Origin of the sequence: Hamadaea sp. NPDC050747, from assembly GCF_040654195.1 — a bacterium.
GTDB lineage: Bacteria > Actinomycetota > Actinomycetes > Mycobacteriales > Micromonosporaceae > Hamadaea.
The window spans coordinates 286,877-306,050 of record NZ_JBFAHM010000011.1; the positions used below are offsets into that span (position 1 = coordinate 286,877).

Genomic DNA, 19,174 nt, shown 5'->3' on the forward strand with positions numbered 1-19,174 from the left:
ATGACAGAACTGACCGGCACCTGGTACATCAGCCCGACGCCGTTCACCGACGGCGGCGAGGTCGACCAGGACAGCCTGCGCCGCATCGTCGACGCCGCCGAAACGTGGAACGTCGACGGCATCACCATCCTCGGCGTGATGGGCGAGGTCGCCGACCTCACCGCCGCCGAACGCGAGACGGTCCTGGCCACCGTCGCCGACGCCGCCCGAGGACGGCTGCCGTTCGCCGTCGGCTGCACAGCCCCGGCCGCGGCGGTCGTCCGCGCCAACGCCGCCCGCGCCGTCGACGTCGGGGCCGCCGCGGTGATGGTCGCCGCGCCGGCACTGCTCAAAGACACCGACTCCATCGGCGCGTTCTACCGCTCGGCCGTCGGCGACTGCCCCGTCCCGGTGATCGTGCAGGACGAGCCCGCGGCGACCGGTGTGACGCTGCCCGTGTCGGCACTGATCGCCGCGCTCGACGCCGCGAACAGCAATGTCGTCAAACTCGAAGACCCGCCGACACCCCCGAAGATCAGCCGGCTGCTGGCGCAGCGCCCCGGCCTGACCGTCTTCGGCGGGCTCGGCGGCGTCAGCGCGTACAACGAGCTGAACCGGGGCGCGGCCGGCACCATGACCGGCTTCGCCTACCCGGAGATCCTGCGGGCGATCCGCCTGGCGTTCGAAACCGGCGACCGTGAACGGGCCGCGCGGCTAAACGACCGATTCCTGCCCTACCTGGTCTTCGAAGGCCAGGTACGGGTCGGCCTCGGCATCCGCAAGGAGGTCCTGCGGCGGCGCGGCGTCCTGACCACAGCACGCACCCGGGCGCTGAACCCACTGCCGGACGCGGCGACCCTCGCCGAACTCGACGACGTGCTGGCCCGGGTCGGGCTGACGCCCGCCATCGAATCCGTGGAGCTGCCGTGACCACCGCGATCGTCGGTGGAGCCAGCGCCGGGTTGGGCGCCGCCATCGCCGACCAGCTGGCCGCCACAGGCCACGACCTGCTGCTGTGGTCGCGCAGCGAAACCCGCCTGGCCCCGGTCGCCGCCACCCTGCGGCAACGACACGGCGTCACAGTGCACACCGTCGCCGCCGACGCGGCCGACCCCGCAGCCGCCGCCACGGTCGCCGCCCGCGCCGAAGACGTGTTCGACCAGGTGGACGTGTGCGTCCTCAACTCCGGTGGACCACCCGCGGCCACCGCCGACCAGACCGACCCCGACAGCTGGCGGACCGCGCTGCAGCTGCTCACCGTCACCCCGATCGACCTCGCGACCCGGCTGCTGCCCGGCATGCGGCAGCGCGGCTTCGGCCGGCTCATCGCCGTGCTGTCCTCCGGCGTACGCGAACCGCTGCCGAACCTGGCCTACTCCAACTCCGGCCGGGCCGCGCTCGCGGCATGGCTGAAGACACTGGGCCGGCAAGTCGCCGCCGACGGGGTCACCGTCAACGGCGTCATCCCCGGCCGGATCGACACCGACCGGGTGGCGCAGCTCGACGCGGCCGCCGCCCAGCGTTCCGGGACCGACGTCGGCAGCGTCCGCGCGGCCAGCGTCGTCACCATCCCCACTGGACGGTACGGGCGGCCGGAGGAGTTCGCGGCAGTCGTCGGCTTCCTGGCGTCGCCGGCGGCCTCCTACGTCACGGCCAGCCTGCTGTCCTGCGACGGCGGCATGATGCGGAGCCTGACATGAGCGCCCGGATCTCCGCCGAAGTCGCCGCCACCCCCGCCTCCGGCATCCGGGCACTGGCCAACGCCGCCTGGGCCCATCCCGGCGCGGTGCACCTGGAACTCGGCGAACCCGACTTCCCGACGCCCGGCCACATCGTCGAGGCGCTGTCCCGAGCCGCCCGCGACGGCCACACCAGGTACGGGCCCAGCGTCGGACTTCCCGCACTGCGCGCGGCGGCCGCCGAGAAACTCAAGCGCGACAACGCCATCGACGTTCCCGCCGATCAGCTCGTCGTGACCGCGGGCGGCGTCGGCGGGCTGACCGCCGCCTACCGGGCGCTGCTGTCGGCCGGCGACGAGATCCTCGTCCCCGATCCAGGGTGGACGAACTTCACCACGATCGCCACGATGCTCGGCGCGACCGCCCGCGGCTACCGGCTGGTCGAGGAACAGAACTTCCGGCCCGACTACGACCACCTCGCGACGCTCGCCGGTCCCCGCACGCGGGCGATCCTGATCAACTCCCCGGCGAATCCCGTCGGCTACCAGTGGTCCGCCGCCCAGCAGGCAGAGCTGGGGGAGTGGGCGAACCGGCACGGGCTGACCGTCATCGCCGACGAATGCTACGACCAGCTGTGGCTCGACGAACCGGCCACCACATTCGCGGCCGCCGCACCGGACACCCCGGCGATCACCGTGTTCTCCCTGTCCAAAAGCTACGCGATGACCGGCTGGCGGCTCGGCTACGCCGTGGCGTCCGGTCCCGGGGGCGCGCAGCTCACCCAGGCACTGGCCCGGGTCCAGGAAGCCACCGCGTCCTGCGTCAGCACACCGACCCAGCACGCCGGCATCGCGGCGCTGACCGGGCCGCAGGACTGCGTGGGGCAGATGCGAGCCGCGTACCGGCAACGGCGTGACCTGGCCGTCACCCGTGCGGCGACGCTAGGGCTGACCGCGGTCCGGCCCGCCGGCGCGTTCTACCTCTGGATCTGCGTACCTGCCGACGACACCTCGGCCATGGCGCTGCAGTTGCTGCGCGACACCGGAATCGCGCTCGCACCCGGCGGCGCGTTCGGTGCCGCCGGACGCGACCGGCTGCGGCTGTCCCTGGCCGCCGCGCCCGCCGATATCGACCGCGGGCTAACCGGTCTGGCCGGCTTCCTGGCGACCCGGTCGAGCCCGTGAACGTCCGTCCACCCAACCCCACCGCCTCCCCCTGAAGTGAGAGATGGAGCGACCGAAATGACCCTTCCACCCCTGCGGCGAAGCTCTGCCCGCCGGGCCGTGCTCGGCGTGCTGCTCGCCGGAACCCTGGCGGTTACCGCCGCCTGCGCCGGCAACGACACCAATGCCGGCAGTGGCACCGGCAGCGGCACCGACCCTCGTTACGGCGGCACCATGACCGTGGCGTACAAGAGCGACCCGAAGACCTTCGACCCGGCGGTGTGCTACGACGCCACCTGCTGGAACAACATGCGCATGATGTACGACCGGCTCTACGACTACACCGGCGACACCATGAACCTCGCCGCCCAGGCGGCGGCGGACCTGCCGCAGGTCAGCGCCGACGGCCTCACCTACACGATCAAGCTGCGGTCCGGCATGACCTTCACCGACGGCAAGCCCGTCACCGCCGGCGACGTCGTGTACTCCTTCTCCCGCATCCTGGACCCGGCGTCCAAGTCGCCGGTGGCCAGCTTCTGGACCGGGGTGAAGGGCGCCGCCGAGTACGCGAAGAACCCGTCCGGCGCGCTGCCCGGCATCACCGCGGTCGACGACACAACCGTCCAGATCGTGCTCACCGCGCCGAACAGCTCGTTCAAGTACATCCTGGCGATGCCGCACGCGTCGATCATCGAGAAGGGCACGGCCAGCAAGCCGGTCGGCTCCGGCCCGTTCGTGCTCGACCACTTCACGCCCGGCTCCGAGATCGTCGTCAACCGCAACGAAAAGTATTGGGACTCGCCCCGTCCCTACGTCGACAAAGTCGTCGAGAAGCTCGGCGTCGACCCGCACGTGCAGCTGCTGGAGCTGCAGAAGGGTCAGATCGACCTGATGGGCGACCCGATCCCGGCCGCCGACTACCTGACCGTCTCCAACGACGCGTCGCTCAAGGCGCAGACCAAGACGATCGTCAAGCCGTCGACGTACTACGTCACGATGAACACGCAGATGAAGCCGTTCGACAACCCGAAGGTCCGCGAGGCCGTCTCGTACGCCTTCGACCGCAGCTTCCTGCTCAAGCTGGTCGCCGGCCAAGGCCAGGTCGCCAACGAGTACCTGCCGCCGGGCATCACGGGATACACCTCCGACAAGCTGGTCCATGACCAGGACATCGCCAAGGCCAAGCAACTGCTGGCCGAAGCCGGCTACCCCGACGGCTTCTCGACCACGATGTACTCCTGGAACACCTCGCCGTGGACCGCGCTGCTTCCCCAGCTGCAGCAGGACCTCGCCAAGATCGGAATCAAGGTCGACGCGCAGCCGATCCAGCAGAGCGCCTTCTTCGACCTCGCGGCCACGCCGAACAAGGCCCCGATGACCCTGACCTTCTGGGTCGCCGACTACCCCGACGGCAGCGACTTCTACCAGGCTCTGCTGTCCTGCGCCGCGGCCATCCCCGGCGGCCAGAACTACTCCTTCTACTGCAACAAGGACGTCGACGACCTGGTGAATAAGGCGCTGGCCGCCGCCACCGTGGACGAAGCCAACAAGATCTACGCCGAGGCGACGGCGAAGATGCTCGCCGACAACCCGGTGGTGCCGCTCTACTACGGCTCCAAGACCGAGGTGTTCGGCAAGACCGTCGGCGGCTACCACTCCCAGCCGATCTGGGGCTGGGACATGACCAACTACTGGAAGACCACAGCCGGCACCTCCCGCTGACCTTCCTCCTTCCCGGGCGGTGCGGCGACCGCCGTGGCCGCACCGCCCACCCCACACCCTGAAGGAACCCCAGCGATGACAGCCCTTCTCGAAGTCGACGACCTCACGGTCGGCTTCACCCGCGACGGCACCCGCACCGCCGCCGTGCGCGGGGTGTCGCTGCGCGTCGAAGCCGGCGAACGCGTCGGCATCGTCGGCGAGTCCGGCTCCGGCAAGTCCGTCACCGCCCAGGCGGTGATGCGGCTGCTCCCGGCCACCGCAACCGTCGGTGGCAGCATCCGGTTCGCCGGCCAGGACGTGCTCGCGTACGACGCCGACCGGCTCGCCGCCTGGCGTGGCGCCGACATCGCCATGGTGTTCCAGGACCCGATGTCGAGCCTCAACCCGCTGCTGCGCGTCGGCACCCAGCTCACCGAAGGCCTGCGCCGCCACCGCGGGCTGTCCAAGGCCGACGCCCGCGCCGAAGCGGTGCGGCTGCTCAAACTCGTCGGCATCGCCGACCCCGATCGCCGGCTCGACGACTACCCCCACGCGTTCAGCGGCGGCATGCGCCAGCGGGTCTGCATCGCCATCGCCGCCGCGTGCACCCCCAAACTCATCATCGCCGACGAACCCACGACCGCCCTCGACGTCACCGTCCAGGCCCAGGTCCTCGACCTGCTCGACGAGCTGACCGAGCGGTACGCCACCGCGACCATCCTGGTCAGCCACGACCTCGGTGTGGTCTCCAGCTTCTGCGACCGCATCCTCGTCATGTACGCCGGCCAGGTGGTCGAGGCCGGGCCCACCGACGACATCGTCGCCGACCCGGCACACCCCTACACCCGGGCGCTGCTGGACTCGATTCCCCGCCTCGACGGCGAGCTGCCCCGGCGGCTGCCCGCCATCCCCGGCTCCCCGCCGTTCGGCGACGTGCCCACCGGCTCCTGCGCGTTCGCCGACCGGTGCGCCCACGCCCAACCCGTGTGCCGGTCCGAAGCACCCCGGCTGGCCACGGCCGGGCCGCGTACGCAAGCCGCCTGCCACTTCCCGCTGGCCGGCGCCCGGACACCGGAGGTGGTCCGATGAGCACCCACGACGTCGTCAGCGTCCGCGATCTGACCGTCCGCTACCGGATGCGCGGATCAGTGCGCCGCACCGAGTTCACCGCCGTCGACAAGGTCAGCTTCACCATCGGCGCCGGTCGCACCCTCGGCATCGCCGGCGAGTCCGGATCCGGCAAGAGCAGCGTCGCCCGCGCCCTCATGCGCGTCCACGACCCGGCGTCCGGCTCGGTGCACATCGCCGGACGCGAGGTGACCACGTTACGCAGCCGCGCGCTGCAACGGTTCCGCCGCCACATGCAGATGGTGTTCCAGGACCCCTACGACTCGCTCAACCCGCGGCTGACCGTCGGCGACAACGTCGCCGAAGCACTCACCGCAGCCGCAGTGCCGCGACCCGACCACGTCCTGCGGACCCGGCAGCTGTTCGACCGCGTCGGTCTGCCCGCCGCGTTTACCGGCCGCTACCCGCATCAGCTGTCCGGCGGCCAGCGGCAGCGCGTCTCCATCGCCCGCGCGCTGGCCGTCGGCCCGCAAGTCCTCGTCTGCGACGAGGCGGTGTCCGCCCTCGACGTGTCCGTCCGCGCCCAGATCCTGAACCTGCTCAAGGATCTGCAGGAAAGCGACGGGCTGGCGTACCTGTTCATCTCGCACGACATGTCGACGCTGCGGTTCATCGCCGACGACGTGGCGATCATGTACCAGGGCCGCATCGTCGAGCTCGGCCCGGCGGACGAGGTGTTCGCCCGGCCGCGCCACCCCTACACACGCGCGTTGATCGCGGCCATTCCCCAGCCCGGCGTCGGCCGCCGCCACCGCCGCGGCATCGTCGCCGGCGAGGCGCCCGCCGCCGGCGCGGCGCTGACCGGTTGCGCGTTCGCGCCCCGCTGCCCATTGGCCACCGAAGCCTGCTGGGCGCGGCAGCCCGAACTGACCGTCGACCGCACCGGCCACGCGGCCGCCTGCTTCCACGCCGACGCCACCGGATCACTGGCCGCCCCCGCCGGCTCGACCGGCCCGATCCCGTCGCAAGAGGGGAGGACTCCATGACCGCGCCACCCGCCGTCGCCCCACCGGCGCCCGCCCAGACACCTGCCGCCGCACCGGCCGGGTTCCGCCGGGTCCTGCGCAGCCTGCGCCAGGACAAACCCGCGCTCATCTCCATCGTCCTGCTGGTTCTGCTGGCAGCCGCCGCGATCGGCGCGCCGCTGCTGGCCGCGCACTCGCCCCTGGCGACCTATCCCGAAGGACTCGCGGCCAACGGCGCACCGATCGGACCGGGCCACGGCTTCCCGCTCGGCACCGACCCCAACGGCCGTGACGTGCTGGCCCGGCTGCTGTACGGGGCACGCGTCTCGCTCGTCATCGGCATCCTCGCCAACGGGCTGGCCACCGTCCTCGGCGTGGTCGTCGGGCTCAGCGCGGGCTACCTCGGCGGGTGGGTCGAGACGATCCTCATGCGACTGACCGACGTCATCATGTCGTTCCCGATCCTGCTGTTCTGCATCGCGCTGATCGCCGTGACCGGGCCCAGCGAACGCAACGTCGTCATCGTCATCGCGCTGATCTACTGGACGACGCTGGCCCGCATCGTGCGCAGCCAAGTCCTGTCGCTGCGCGAACGGGAGTTCGTGGTCGCCGCCCGCACCCTCGGGCTGTCCCACTGGCGGATCATGCGCAAGCACCTGTTCCCGCACCTCGTGCCGACCATCATCGTGTACGCCACCCTCGGCGTCGCCTCGTCGATCCTCATCGAGGCGTCGCTGTCGTTCCTCGGCGTCGGCGTGCCCGTCCCGACCCCGTCCTGGGGACAGATGATCGAGCAGGGCAAGGAGTACTTCCAGATCGCGCCGTGGCTGCTGTTCGCACCCGGTGTCTGCCTGATCCTCACCGTGCTCGCGTTCAACCTCGCCGGCGACTGGCTGCGCGACCTCCTCGACCCGACCGCACCGGAGCGCCGCTGATGAGCCGGTTCCTGCTTCGCCGCATCCCGCAGGCGATCGTCGTCCTCTTCGGCGTCGTGACCCTCGCCTTCCTGCTGACCCACGTCGTGCCGGGCGACCCCGCGCGGCTGATCGCCGGACCCAACGCCAGCGCCGCCACTGTGGCGTCCATCCACCACGAGCTCGGCCTGGACCGCAGCCTGGCCTACCAGTACGGCAAATTCCTGCTCGGCCTGCTGCACTTCGACCTCGGCACCAGCTTCGCGTTGCAGAACACCCCGGTCGCCTCGGCGATCCTGCGGGCGTTGCCGGTCAGCGCGGCCCTCGCCGTCCTCGGCGTGCTGTGGGAGGCGATCCTCGGCATCCCCGTCGGCATCATCGCCGCCTACCGGCCGGGCCGGCTCGCCGACCGGGCCACCACGCTCGCCTCGCTGGTCGGACTGTCCGCACCGCCGTTCTGGGTCGGCCTGCTGCTGCTGTACCTGCTGGCGTTCAAGTTCAACCTCTTCCCGCTGTCCGGCTACGAGGCGCCCTACATCAACTACCTGATCCTGCCCAGCTTCACCCTCGGTCTCGGCGGGGCCGCCTGGTACGCCCGCCTGACCCGCACCAACATGCTCGAAGCGCTGCGCAGCCCGTACGTGCAGATGGCCCGAGCCAAGGGCATGCCCGAACGGGTCGTGCTGCTGCGGCACTGCCTGCGTAACGTCCTCAGCCCGCTGCTGACCATGCTCGGCATGGACCTCGGCTACTTCCTCGGCGGGGTCGTCGTCATCGAATCGGTGTTCGGCCTGCCGGGCGTCGGCAAGCTCACCTTCGACGCGATCGGCACCCTCGACGTCCCCATGATCACCGGCGCGGTGCTGTTCGCCGCCTTCTTCATCGTCGTCATGAACCTCCTCGTCGACCTCGCGTACGCGCTGGTCGACCCCCGGGTCCGCCGCTGATCGCGGACCGCTCAACCGAAAGGAACACCCCCCATGAGTGACAAGCTGCGCGTGGCAGTGGTCGGCGCCGGCCGCTGGGCCCAGCGCGCCCACATCCCCGGCTGGCAGCGCGACCCCCGCGTCGAGGTCGTCGCGCTGGCCGACACCGACCCCGCCGTCGTCGCCGAGGCCGGCGCCCGCTTCGGCGTCGCCAAGCTGGTCACGGACTACCGCGAACTGCTCGACGACCCCAGCATCGACGTCATCGACGTGGCCACGGCCAACCGGGCCCACTTCGAGATCTCCGCCGCCGCCCTCGACGCCGGCAAGCACGTCCTGTGCGAGAAGCCGGTGCACCACGACAACCGGCAGACCCGGGCGCTGGCCGAACTGGCCCGCACCAAGGGCCTGAAGACCAAGCTCGGCTTCACCTTCCGATACGCCCCGGCCGTCCAGTACGCCAAGCACCTGATCGACACCGGCTTCGTCGGCACCCCGTACATCTTCAACGGCTACGAGCAGAACAGCCAATGGATCGACCCGGCCACCCCGATGCGGCAGGTCAACCCCGACGCCGACCCCGAGGTGCTCGCGACCTCGTCGATCGAAGGCTACGGCGCGCCGATCATCGACATCATGCACTGGTGGACCGGCGGCGCCCTGACTTCGGTCGTCGGCACCATGCGCAACTTCGTGCCCGAACGGATGGTCCGCGACACCGGTCTGATGCAGCGCCTCAACATCGACGACGGCGACATGTGGATCGGCGAGTTCGACAACGGCGTCCTGGCGTCCATCCAGTCGTCGTATGTGACCGTCGGCAACTTCCCCGGCATCGAGGCGCGCATCTTCGGCTCCGAAGGGGCCATCATCGTCCGGCTGGTCGAAGAGTTCGGCATCTGCCAGACCATCAAGACCGCCACCAAGGGCTCGGTCGAGTTCGTCGAGCAGCAGATCCCACAACAGTTCTTCCCCGAAGGCGGCCACTCCCGCGAGGACTGGGACTTCCTTTTCTACTCCAACCTGTGCGCCGACTTCGCCACCGAGATCCTGTCCGGCAGCGACGTCAACCAGGGCGACTTCGCCCAGGGCGCGCTCGTCCAGGAGACCATCAACGCCTTCGAGAAGTCCTTCCGTGACCGGGCCTGGGTCTCGTTCCCGCTGGAGGAGGCGTGAGCGCCCACGACTGGGGGACGCTGGGCGACGACACTGCCGCCCGGCGCATCCTCGAGACCGCCCTCGACACGGTGCACCAGCGCGTCCAGTACGCCGACGCCCGGCTGATCGAATGCGAGGAACTGCGGTCCTACGCCCAGCTCGGCGCCGACCCCGACGAGCGGATCGAACAGAACATCGGCATCGGCGTACGCGTGCTCGTCGACGGCCAGTGGGGCTTCGCCGCCCGGCCGCTGGCCGCCGACGGCGACGCCGCCGCGGCGGCCCGGCAGGCGTACGCCTCCGCCCAGGCCCTGGCCGGCACCGGCAAACGAGTCGACCTGCCACCGCAGGAACCGGTCAGCGGCCGCTACGAAACCGAAGTCGACCACGACCCGTTCACGGTCGGCACCGCCACCCGGCACGAGCTGCTGGCCGCCTGGCTGGCCGCCGCCGCAGCGCCCGCCGAGGTCGCCGCCGCGCAGGCCGGCGTCAACGCCAAGCGGCAGCACCGCCACTTCGCCAACACCGAAGGATCCCGCCAGCATCAGCATCTGATGGAGACCGGCGCCATGCTGATGGTGACCGCCGCCGGTCACGGCGACGTGCAACGCCGCAGCTACCCGAACTCCTTCCACGGCAACACCGCCGGAGCGGGCTGGGAGTATCTGGCCGGACTGGCCATGCTGGACAACGCCGCCCGGGTGGGGGAGGAGGCAGTCGCCCTGCTGACCGCCCCCGCCGCCCCGCGCGGGCACGCCGACGTGATCATCGGCGCTCAGCAGGTGTCCCTGCAGATCCACGAATCGGCCGGGCACGCCCTGGAACTCGACCGGATCCTCGGCGATGAGGCCAACTACGCGGGCACCTCGTTCATCCGACCCGGTGACGTCGGCTCGCTGCGATACGGCTCCGACGCGGTCACCATCGCCTCCGACCCGACCAAGCCCGGCACCCGCGGCAGCTTCGCCTTCGACGACGAGGGAACTCCGGCCCGCCGGGCGGCCCTCATCGACCGGGGCGTCGTCCGCAGCACGTTGTCCACACGCGACTCCGCCGCCCGCGCCGGGCTCGCGCTCACCGGCGCGGCCCGCTCCGACGGCTGGGCGTACCTGCCGGTCTGCTTCTCCACCCACGTGTACCTGGAACCGGGCGACGGCGGCAGCCTCGACGAGCTGCTCGACCGGCTCGGCGACGGCTACTACATCGACGACAACCGCAGCTGGTCGATCGACAACCAGCGGCTCAACTTCCAGTTCGGCACCGAGGTCGCGTACGAGGTGAAGGGCGGCAAGCGAGGCCGGCTGCTCAAGAACTTCTCCTACGGCGGCGTCACCCCCCAATTCTGGGGATCGGTCGAGGCGGTGGCCGGGCCGCAAGAGTTCCGCGCCTTCGGCTACCCCTGCGGCAAAGGCGAGCCCAAGCAGTGGGGCTTCCTCAGCCACGGCGCCTCACCCATGTTGGTACGCGACCTGCGGATCGGAGTGGCCTGATGCGTACGCCCGAATTCCTCCCCCCGGTCGCGCCGGACGGCCTGCTGGAACGCCTCAGCACGACCGCCGCATCCACCCACGCCGACGCAGTCGAGATCACGCTGCTCGGCCGCGCCGGTGAATACACCCGATTCGCCGGCGGCCGGGTCCACCAGCCGCAAGACATCGTCGAAACCCAGTACGCCGTCCGCGCCGTCGTGGACGGGCACGCCGCCCGGGCCGCCACCGGCACGATCGGCGGGCTGACCGGCGCGGTGACCGCAGCGGTCAAAGCCGCACAGGCGCTCGCCCAGGCGGCCGACCGGCCCGGCAACGCCACGGTGGCGACCCCGTCGGCCTTGCCCGACGCCACCCTGTGGCACGACGACACCGCCGCGTTCGACGCCGGAGCACGAGCAGCCGCAGCCGGCCACGCGATGCGCGAAGCCGACCAGGCCGGCGGGCACGCGGCCGGCATGTTCGGCCGCGCGCTGACCCAGATCGCCGTGGTCACCTCCAGCGGCGTGGCCCACCACGCCCTGGCCACCGAGGCGATCGGCTCGCTCACCGCGACCATCGCCGACGGCACTTCCCACTGGATCGACCTGCACCGGTCGTGCGGCGCCCTCGACCTGACCGCCAGCGTCGACCGCACGGTCGCCGAGGCCGTCGCGGGACAGAACCGCATCCCGGTGCCCGACGGCCGATACACCATCGTCCTGGGGCCGCAGGCCGCCGGTGAACTCCTGGGCTTCCTGGAAGCGGCAGGCTTCTCCGGCGAACTCGCGGCGGCCGGCGTCGGCCTGGTCGCGCGACGAGCGGGGCAGCAGGTCGCCTCCCCGCTGGTCACCGTCGCCGACGACGCCACTGCCGCGGTCGGGCTGCCGATCGGGTTCGACATGGAAGGCACGCCCAAGCGCCGGGTACCGCTGCTGACCAACGGCATCGTGGGAGAAGCGGTCACCAACCTCGCCACCGCCAAAGCCCTCGGCACCAGCTCGACCGGGCACGCCCACATCGCGCGGGAAGAGGTCCCGGCGCCGGTGGCGGCGAACATCGTCATGGACGCCGGAGACGCCACCGAGGCGCAGCTGATCGCCGGCGTCGAACGCGGCATCTACGTGCAGCGGTTCTGGTACACCCGGCTCGTCGACCGGCTGACGGCCACCATCACCGGCGTCAGCCGCGACGGCTGCTTCCTCATCGACAACGGGCAGCTGGCCCAGCCGGTCGCCGGAGCCCGGTTCACCCACTCCATCCTCGACTTCCTCGCCACCGTCGACGGCATCGGCGCGGCACGCCGCTCCCAACCCGTGATGAACGTCTGGAACGGCGCCGTCACCGCACCGGCCCTGCGCGGCCACGGCTTCCGCTTCGGCGCCGCCAAGATCGAGGAGACACGATGATCAGGACCAACAAGGACCGGCTGGTCACCCAGATCCTGGCCGGCGAAGTGTGGCCGGCCCTGGCCGACCGGCACGGCTACAAGGTCGACGCCGACGGCACACCCATCCTCCTACCCGGCATGGGTGGCGTCACCCTCGGCGTGCACCCCGGCGACCCGGCCACCGGCTACGCCGCCGACCACCTCGAACCCGGCCTGTCCGTCCGCGCCCGCGACGGCGGCGCCAACATGGCGCTGCAGTTTCTCAGCTGCGTCGGCAACGTCGTCACCGTGCGTACCGGGCCGGCGGCCGGCAAGACCGGCAAGGTGATCGGCCAGCACGCGTACGTGCTCGTCGACCTCGCCGAGGAGGATCTCGCCGAGATCACCACGGGTGACGTGGTCACCGTCGCCGCCCGGGGGCAAGGGCTCAAGCTGCTCGATCATCCCGCGATCGTGGCCAAGAACCTCGATCCCGACCTGCTCGACCGGCTACCGCTGCGTACGCTGCCCGACGGCCGGCTCGAAGTCGGCGTCGCCGCCCGTGTGCCCGCCGCCGCCGTCGGCGCAGGCTCCGGCATGGTGTCGGAGTTCGCCAACACCGACCTCATGGGCGCCTACGCCGGCCAGGGCGACGACCTGTCGCTCGGCCTGGAGACGCTGCGCATCGGCGACCTCGTCGCGATCTCCGACGCCGACCACCGCTTCGGCCGCGGCTACCGGCCCGGCTACCTGACGGTCGGGGTGATCAGCACCGGCCACTGCCGGCTGTTCGGCCACGGCCCAGGGCCCAGCACGATCCTGTCCGGCCCGGCCGACAGCTTCCACATCGTCGACAACCCCGACGCCAACCTCGGAGGAATCCTGTGACACCGGTGGCGATGAACCTGGCCGGAGTGATCGAGACCCCGACCATGCCGGCCTCCCCCTACCTCATCGACGTCGACGGCCGCCCCTACGTGCCGCTGGCCGACTCGGGCGTCGTCCTCGGCGTACACCTGGGGGACGGGGTTTTCGATCATGACGCGGACCATGCCGCGCCCGGCCTCACCCTGGCCCACGCGGACCAGGCGGCCCGGCATGCCCTCACCGCGTTCGCCTGCTTCGGCAACCACGCGACCGTGCGTTCCGGGGCCGCCGCCGGCGCGACCGGGTTCGTGCTCGGCAAACGCGGCGAGGCAGGCCGGGTCATCGTCGTCTTCCCCGACGACGTGCTCGCGCGGCTCACGCCCGGCGACGCGGTCACCGTCCGCGCCGCCGGTCAGGGCGCACAGCTGCCCGGGGTGGACCTGCTCAACGCGGATCCAGACGCGCTGGGGCTGCTTCCGCTGACCGTCGGCCCCACTGCGGTTCAAGCGACGGTACGCGCAACGGTGCCGTCGGCGCTGGCCGGTAACGGCATCGGCCGGCCGGCGCAGATGTGGGACATCGACCTCCAGGTCACCGCCGAGACCGCCGCCGCGGCCGGCCTGGCAGGACTGCGGCTGGGCGACCTCGTCGCCGTCGACGACCTCGACGTGCGGCACAACGCCGGTTATCGTCGCGGATTTCGCACCGTAGGATTGATCGTGCACGGCGGGAGCCCCCAGCCCGGCCACGGCCCTGGAATGATGCCCATCCTCTGCGGACCGGCCGACCGCCTGCCCGTGACGATCACCGGAGACACCCTGCCCATGCTCACCCCCGACGACCTACACTTCCGGCCATGACCGATCCAGCGACCGTCCTGCACAGGTCCCTGCCGGAGAATGTCTACCTCCTGCTGCGGCGCCGGATCCTCAACAACGACTTCGCCGCCGGGCAGCGGCTGATCGAGATGAACCTCGCCGAAGAGCTGGGGGTCAGCCGTTCCACCGTGCGGGAGGCACTGCGGCAGCTGTCCGTCGACGGCCTGGTCGACATCTCGCCCCGCCGCCACAGCGTCGTCACGCGGATGGCCTATGAGGAGATCCGGGACGCCTGCTACGCCCGGTTCGTCCTGGAGGCCGGCGCCGCCCGCAGCGTCGGCGAGCGCCGCACGATGCTCGGGCAGATGGAGGCCGTCCTCGACCGGATGCGCGCCGCCGCCGAGGACGGCGACGTGGCGAGCATGGTCGACCTCGACACCGAGTTCCACGGCTGCATCATCGACGCCTCCGGGCGGCACCGGCTCGGCTCGCTGTGGCGGATGCTCGACGCGCAGATGGGTGCGCTCATGCGCTCCTCGATCGACCGTCAGCACATCGACCTCGGTGAAGCCGTGCGGCGGCACCAGCTCGTCATCGACGTGTTCGGCCGGGGAGACATCGACCAGATCGTCGCCACGCTCGAAGAGCACTACCTCGGCACGGTCGACGACATGGCGCAGGCAGGCGTGCTCGGCGACTGACACCGAATCACGTCAGCGTGGGGGCGATCCATGCCGCAGCGGCATGCCCTTCACAATCCGCGGCGTTCAGGATCTCCGCGGTCAACGACATCCGCAACGCCCCGGAGACGTCCACCTCGAGGGTCTTGACCTGCCCGAGGGTGACCGTGACCGACCGGGCCGCCGCGCCGTCGACCGCGACGGTGAACTTGACCCGGATACCCGAGGCAGTGCCGGCATCGCCGAGCCCCACCTTGGTGACCAGACGCTGGTATTTACGATCCAGCTGAAACTCGTCGCCTGCCGCGGTGCCGACGACGTAACAGACCAGGTCCGCGGCGTAGACGTCTTCGTACTCGACGGCGTTGACCTTGCGAGTGCCCGGCGAGAAGCCGCGCTGGTATTCAGGGCCGACGAGCGCGACATCCAGGAGAGAGGTCGCACCGGCGACCTGGCCGGCGGGTGAACTCGGACTGGCACTGTCCAGCGCCGACGGCGACGGCCGGTCCAAAGCAGTGGCATTGCCCGATCCCGCACGAGCGTCACCGGGCACTTCCTTGTCCGGACCGAGATGAATCAAGCCGGCGACGACGCCGGCGATCGCGGTGACCGCAGCGGCCGCCACCACCCCAGCCGCACCGATCCACGCCACCTTCACAGATGCGTCACCGGGCTTGCGCTGTCCCTCGTTCTGTCGCGTGTGGAACGACTCCGGCTCGGTCACGGCGCAGATCGTATCGCAATGGCTCAATTGCCGGCCCGGGCCGGAGTGCTCGCTGTCATCGCAGGTGACGATGCGGTCATCCTCGGCAGGGTCGTCGCGGTGATCCGCCGGTTGTAACCCGACCGGCAGACTGACCCTCTCCGGCGTGCGGTCGCTCACGCTCCGGCCGGGGCGGCCGTGGTCCGGTTTGCTCGCCGACGCTATGGTGCAGCCGTGGCTGATCAAGGTCCCATCCAGCACGTCGGGCGCAAGAGGCTTCGACCCCCGAAGCAGCCGAAAACCCCGAAGCGGCCGAAGATCCAGCCAGCCGGCACCCACCCGGCGACAGGTCAGCCGGCCATCGGCCGGCCTGCGAAGGCGTCGCGAACGAAGCAGTCCCGGTGGGCCTGGTTGAGTGCCGTCGCCGTCATCGGCGGCCTAATGGCGGCGGTCGTCGCGTACGCCTTCCTCGGCACCATCCTGCGCCCGGCATACGTCAGCGGCGCGTGCCACCTGTCGGCGTGCTCCACCGAGGGCATGGTGATCGCGGGCTGGCTGGTCATCGCGCTGCCCGCCGGATTGATCGCCGCGACCGCATTGGTGCACAAGCGGGCGGGGAACACGACCAAGCGAGTGCTGCTCGGGATCACCATCGCAGCCGTGCTGATGGCGATGTCGTTCATCCCGGGTCGCCGAAGCCGGGGCTTGTCCGACCTCGTGAAAGGACCCGGCGCCGACCAGTTCATCGACGGCCTCATGTGGGCGTTCGGCGGTCTCGGCGCGACCCTGCTCGTGCTGATCCTGCTGGCCGTCATCGCCCAGAAGGCGCCAGCCGTCAACCGCACCTTCGCCGTCGCGTCCACGGCCGCGGGCGCGGTGCTGATCCTGGCCGCCATCCCGGTGGCGGTCTCCGCCACAGACTCGACCGGGACGAACGCCGAGGAGATCTTCCCCGCCGTTCTGCGCATGAACGACGATGTCCTCACCCGGACCACGACGGCGAACCAGCGCGGCTGCGACGGAGTACTGCCCGACGACGCGCTGCTGAACGCCGAGAACTGCATCCTGGCCCTGCATGTGGCGTACCGCACCGACGACAGCGACGCCGTCGCCGGCCTGTGGGCCGTGCTCTACGGCAGCAACGACGCCGCCCGCAGCGTGCGCGCGTTGCTGCCGTCGGCGTCGTCGGGCACCGTCGTCGGGGTCTATTCGACGAACGACTCCTGGCTGCTTCTGGGAACCGGCTCGCACGCCGACGGCCGCACCATCGCCGACGACGAACGACCCTGGGTCGCCTGGCCGCTGCGCCAGGTGGCGTACCGGTTCATCGGATTCCACACCGGGCTGCTGCTCGATCCCGACCCGGGCGACGAGGTCCATCCCCGTGGAACGACAGGGTGATGAATCCGGTCGTCACGTCTGGTCGCGAAGGCGCGTCAGGAAGGCGTCCACCGCGGCCCGGAACGCCGTCGGCTGCTCGAACCACGGAAAGTGGCCACTGCGGTCGATGACGGCGATCTGCCCCGAACCGAACAGCCCGGCCAGCTTCGTCGCCGGGCCGACGCCGACACTGGTGCCCTGAGCACCGGCGACGACCAGGACCGGAGCATCCACCCGCGCCAACCGGCCCGCGAGATCAGCCGGCGGGTCGACGCTGAAATACGCCCGGTTGGCGGCATAGCTGTAGCGCAACTTCCGCGCATGCGCCTCCTCGGCCGGACCCCAGCTCGCGTACGACATCGGCGCGATGCGGGCGTACCAGTCGGTGAGCCCGTCGTCGTCGTGCTGCTCCGGGCCGGTCTGCCAGGCCGCGTAGGCGGCGTCGAAGGCGGGATCGCCGCGCCGGGCGTCGACGACCTGATCGACCCCGGGACCGCCCGGCACCAGGTAGCCGGTCGGCGGTGTGACCAGCACGAGCCCGCCCACGGACGCCAGGAACTGCGCTGCGTAGGCGATCGCCAGCCGCGTACCGGCCGAATGGCCCAGCAACACGATCCGGCGTAGCCCGAGGTGCTCACGCAGCCGCTCGACATCCTCAGCCTGCCGCCAGAACGAGGCGACCTGCCGATCGGCGGGCAACGGCGACTTTCCGACGCCGCGCAGATGCGGGACGACCAGTGGGCGTACGCCCGACAGCCCGGCCAAGTCATCTAGGTAGGACGGATGGGCGGCGGCGCCGCCGGCGAGGACGACGATCGGCTCACCGGCGGCGGTGCCGATCCGGTCGTAGTGGAGGTCGGCGTCGTCGTGCGTGCGGTAGGTGTTCATCTGGGTTCCCTTCGGATGCCACAGGGGCGCTCCGACGGTCCTGTCCCAGAGGAGCCGTTCAGCCGTGACGAGGGGGGAGCACCCGGCCTGCTACTGCGGTAATGGGTCTCACCTCCCACGGATCGGTCACGTTCCCGCGACGGTACCAGACCACACGTCGGCGGACTGACTGGCCTCGTGCAGGACTTCTGGGCCCGGCGCGTGCTCTCCGTGCCCAGAACGACGGCTCATCAGGCTGCGCGCGCTGGGCCCCGAGGCTTGAAGCGGCGAACCTCCTGCGGCCAGCCACACGCCTCCGCGATTTTCAGCCCACATCTTCGCCGTCTGCTCGTCCGGCACGTCGACGATGGTCAACCCGCCGAGGAACTCCTTCGTCTCGACGTAGGGCCCGTCGGTGAACAACAAGGTTCCGCTCGTGGCGTCGGCACTGAAGACAGGTCCGTCCTCCTCCTCCAGCCCACCGGCGAACACATAGGCGCCGGCGGCCTTGATCTCCTCGACGACCGCCCTGGAGAGCGGCCCGCGGCCGCGGAACCACTCCTCGCTGTGGTCGCCCACCCACTGCTGGTTGAAGTAAATGAGGTACTCGGCCATGCTGGCTCCCTCCGCTCGGCCGGACCGGGTGTCCGCGCCCGCCTACGCTACGAACGGCGTCCGGCAGATCCGACAACCCTCCGCCAGAAATCTTCGCCGAATCTTCGCCGGGCTGATCTGTCAACGAGTCGAGCAGGGGAGTCGGCGCGGCGGATCGACAGTAGCCTGCGTGGATGTTGGTGGACATCATCGTTCAGTTCGCGACCGTCTTTCTGGGGGCGTACCTGGCGTTCGCGGCCGAGGAACTGCGTCAACGACGGCAGACGCGGCACTGGGCACGCACCCACATCCGGCAGCTGTCGTCGCTGTTCCGCGCCGAGACACAGACGTCGCACGTGGCCGACAACGTACTGGCGGAACAGCTCGCGGCGCTCGACGCCTGGCTCGCCGCGCGCACGAGCGAAGATCTGACCGGCCCACAATGGGATGCTGCCGTCAACACGGTGAGCGCTCGTGGCCCCGACCTGGGGTCCCTGCTGCGAGGTGAGCCGGTGGCGCTACTGCCGCCCGACCTGGCGCTGGCACTGGCCGCGGTGGAAGGCGCAGGCCGGGAACTGGAGATGGCGTTCGGGTCGGTCAGTGCACTGCGCGACCGGGTGATCTCGTTGTGGGCCGAGCGGCGTGTACCGCTGGACGACGCCGATCGGCGCATCGTGATCTTGTATCGGTCCGCCGTGGTCGACTACGCCGCGCTGATCAACCAGGCAGTGTCGGCGGTCAACGCGGCGATGATCCAGATGGACGCGTGGGCGGGTCGCGGCCGGTCGGCTGAGGCCGGCGCGCATGAGCGATGATC

At 70.7% G+C, this 19,174-nt stretch carries 19 protein-coding genes; 16 read left to right on the forward strand and 3 right to left on the reverse strand.

The genetic code is table 11. From position 1 onward, the window contains the following. From AB0H43_RS26910 to AB0H43_RS26975, 14 genes are all read left to right on the forward strand, one after another. Entirely contained in the window at nucleotides 1-909 is a 909-nt protein-coding gene (locus tag AB0H43_RS26910) for a dihydrodipicolinate synthase family protein (RefSeq protein WP_360003641.1), read from the forward strand. Further along, on the forward strand, nucleotides 906-1,679 hold the full coding sequence (locus tag AB0H43_RS26915; RefSeq protein ID WP_360003644.1) for an SDR family oxidoreductase: 774 nt from the start codon (nucleotides 906-908) through the stop codon (nucleotides 1,677-1,679). The genes AB0H43_RS26910 and AB0H43_RS26915 overlap by 4 nt, the downstream gene beginning before the upstream one ends. Continuing rightward, nucleotides 1,676-2,842, forward strand: coding sequence for a pyridoxal phosphate-dependent aminotransferase (locus tag AB0H43_RS26920; RefSeq protein ID WP_360003646.1), 1,167 nt, complete (start codon nucleotides 1,676-1,678; stop codon nucleotides 2,840-2,842). Before AB0H43_RS26915 ends, AB0H43_RS26920 begins: the two co-directional genes overlap by 4 nt. 57 nt (nucleotides 2,843-2,899) lie before the next feature. Then, a complete protein-coding gene (locus AB0H43_RS26925; RefSeq protein WP_360003649.1) occupies nucleotides 2,900-4,543 on the forward strand; it encodes an ABC transporter substrate-binding protein in 1,644 nt (547 codons plus the stop codon). A gap of 75 nt (nucleotides 4,544-4,618) precedes the next feature. Then, nucleotides 4,619-5,611 carry an ABC transporter ATP-binding protein gene (locus AB0H43_RS26930; protein ID WP_360003652.1) on the forward strand — a complete coding sequence of 331 codons (993 nt, stop codon included), beginning with the start codon at nucleotides 4,619-4,621 and terminating at the stop codon, nucleotides 5,609-5,611. Next, the gene (locus tag AB0H43_RS26935) at nucleotides 5,608-6,636 is read left to right on the forward strand and encodes an oligopeptide/dipeptide ABC transporter ATP-binding protein (protein ID WP_360003654.1); all 1,029 of its coding nucleotides are present in this window, start codon (nucleotides 5,608-5,610) and stop codon (nucleotides 6,634-6,636) included. Before AB0H43_RS26930 ends, AB0H43_RS26935 begins: the two co-directional genes overlap by 4 nt. Continuing rightward, the gene (locus AB0H43_RS26940) at nucleotides 6,633-7,550 is read left to right on the forward strand and encodes an ABC transporter permease (protein ID WP_360003656.1); all 918 of its coding nucleotides are present in this window, start codon (nucleotides 6,633-6,635) and stop codon (nucleotides 7,548-7,550) included. Before AB0H43_RS26935 ends, AB0H43_RS26940 begins: the two co-directional genes overlap by 4 nt. Next, entirely contained in the window at nucleotides 7,550-8,476 is a 927-nt protein-coding gene (locus tag AB0H43_RS26945) for an ABC transporter permease (RefSeq protein ID WP_360003659.1), read from the forward strand. The genes AB0H43_RS26940 and AB0H43_RS26945 overlap by 1 nt, the downstream gene beginning before the upstream one ends. Nucleotides 8,477-8,509: 33 nt before the next feature. Next, the gene (locus AB0H43_RS26950) at nucleotides 8,510-9,631 is read left to right on the forward strand and encodes a Gfo/Idh/MocA family oxidoreductase (protein ID WP_360003661.1); all 1,122 of its coding nucleotides are present in this window, start codon (nucleotides 8,510-8,512) and stop codon (nucleotides 9,629-9,631) included. Beyond that, on the forward strand, nucleotides 9,628-11,103 hold the full coding sequence (locus tag AB0H43_RS26955) for a TldD/PmbA family protein (protein WP_360003663.1): 1,476 nt from the start codon (nucleotides 9,628-9,630) through the stop codon (nucleotides 11,101-11,103). The genes AB0H43_RS26950 and AB0H43_RS26955 overlap by 4 nt, the downstream gene beginning before the upstream one ends. Next, entirely contained in the window at nucleotides 11,103-12,488 is a 1,386-nt protein-coding gene (locus AB0H43_RS26960; protein ID WP_360003666.1) for a TldD/PmbA family protein, read from the forward strand. The genes AB0H43_RS26955 and AB0H43_RS26960 overlap by 1 nt, the downstream gene beginning before the upstream one ends. Beyond that, nucleotides 12,485-13,336 (forward strand): DUF4438 domain-containing protein, encoded by an 852-nt coding sequence (locus AB0H43_RS26965; RefSeq protein WP_360003668.1) that lies wholly within the window; start codon nucleotides 12,485-12,487, stop codon nucleotides 13,334-13,336. The genes AB0H43_RS26960 and AB0H43_RS26965 overlap by 4 nt, the downstream gene beginning before the upstream one ends. An 11-nt stretch (nucleotides 13,337-13,347) precedes the next feature. Beyond that, entirely contained in the window at nucleotides 13,348-14,175 is an 828-nt protein-coding gene (locus tag AB0H43_RS26970; protein WP_360003834.1) for a DUF4438 domain-containing protein, read from the forward strand. Next, on the forward strand, nucleotides 14,172-14,834 hold the full coding sequence (locus AB0H43_RS26975; RefSeq protein ID WP_360003671.1) for a GntR family transcriptional regulator: 663 nt from the start codon (nucleotides 14,172-14,174) through the stop codon (nucleotides 14,832-14,834). The genes AB0H43_RS26970 and AB0H43_RS26975 overlap by 4 nt, the downstream gene beginning before the upstream one ends. A 7-nt stretch (nucleotides 14,835-14,841) precedes the next feature. Here the strand turns inward: AB0H43_RS26975 and AB0H43_RS26980 are convergent, their stop codons facing one another. After that, nucleotides 14,842-15,762 carry an NPCBM/NEW2 domain-containing protein gene (locus AB0H43_RS26980; RefSeq protein ID WP_360003674.1) on the reverse strand — a complete coding sequence of 307 codons (921 nt, stop codon included), beginning with the start codon at nucleotides 15,760-15,762 and terminating at the stop codon, nucleotides 14,842-14,844. Between the two features lie 165 nt (nucleotides 15,763-15,927). Between AB0H43_RS26980 and AB0H43_RS26985 the strand changes: the two genes are divergently transcribed. Beyond that, the gene (locus tag AB0H43_RS26985) at nucleotides 15,928-16,917 is read left to right on the forward strand and encodes a hypothetical protein (protein ID WP_360003676.1); all 990 of its coding nucleotides are present in this window, start codon (nucleotides 15,928-15,930) and stop codon (nucleotides 16,915-16,917) included. A 12-nt stretch (nucleotides 16,918-16,929) separates the two neighbouring features. Here the strand turns inward: AB0H43_RS26985 and AB0H43_RS26990 are convergent, their stop codons facing one another. Together AB0H43_RS26990 and AB0H43_RS26995 are read right to left on the reverse strand one after the other, a co-directional pair. Next, nucleotides 16,930-17,784 carry an alpha/beta hydrolase gene (locus AB0H43_RS26990; RefSeq protein WP_360003679.1) on the reverse strand — a complete coding sequence of 285 codons (855 nt, stop codon included), beginning with the start codon at nucleotides 17,782-17,784 and terminating at the stop codon, nucleotides 16,930-16,932. A gap of 126 nt (nucleotides 17,785-17,910) precedes the next feature. Beyond that, the gene (locus AB0H43_RS26995) at nucleotides 17,911-18,378 is read right to left on the reverse strand and encodes a YciI family protein (RefSeq protein ID WP_360003682.1); all 468 of its coding nucleotides are present in this window, start codon (nucleotides 18,376-18,378) and stop codon (nucleotides 17,911-17,913) included. A 173-nt stretch (nucleotides 18,379-18,551) separates the two neighbouring features. On the opposite strand from AB0H43_RS26995, the gene AB0H43_RS27000 reads away from it, so the two are divergent. Further along, nucleotides 18,552-19,172 carry a hypothetical protein gene (locus AB0H43_RS27000; RefSeq protein WP_360003684.1) on the forward strand — a complete coding sequence of 207 codons (621 nt, stop codon included), beginning with the start codon at nucleotides 18,552-18,554 and terminating at the stop codon, nucleotides 19,170-19,172. Nucleotides 19,173-19,174: the final 2 nt, after the last annotated feature.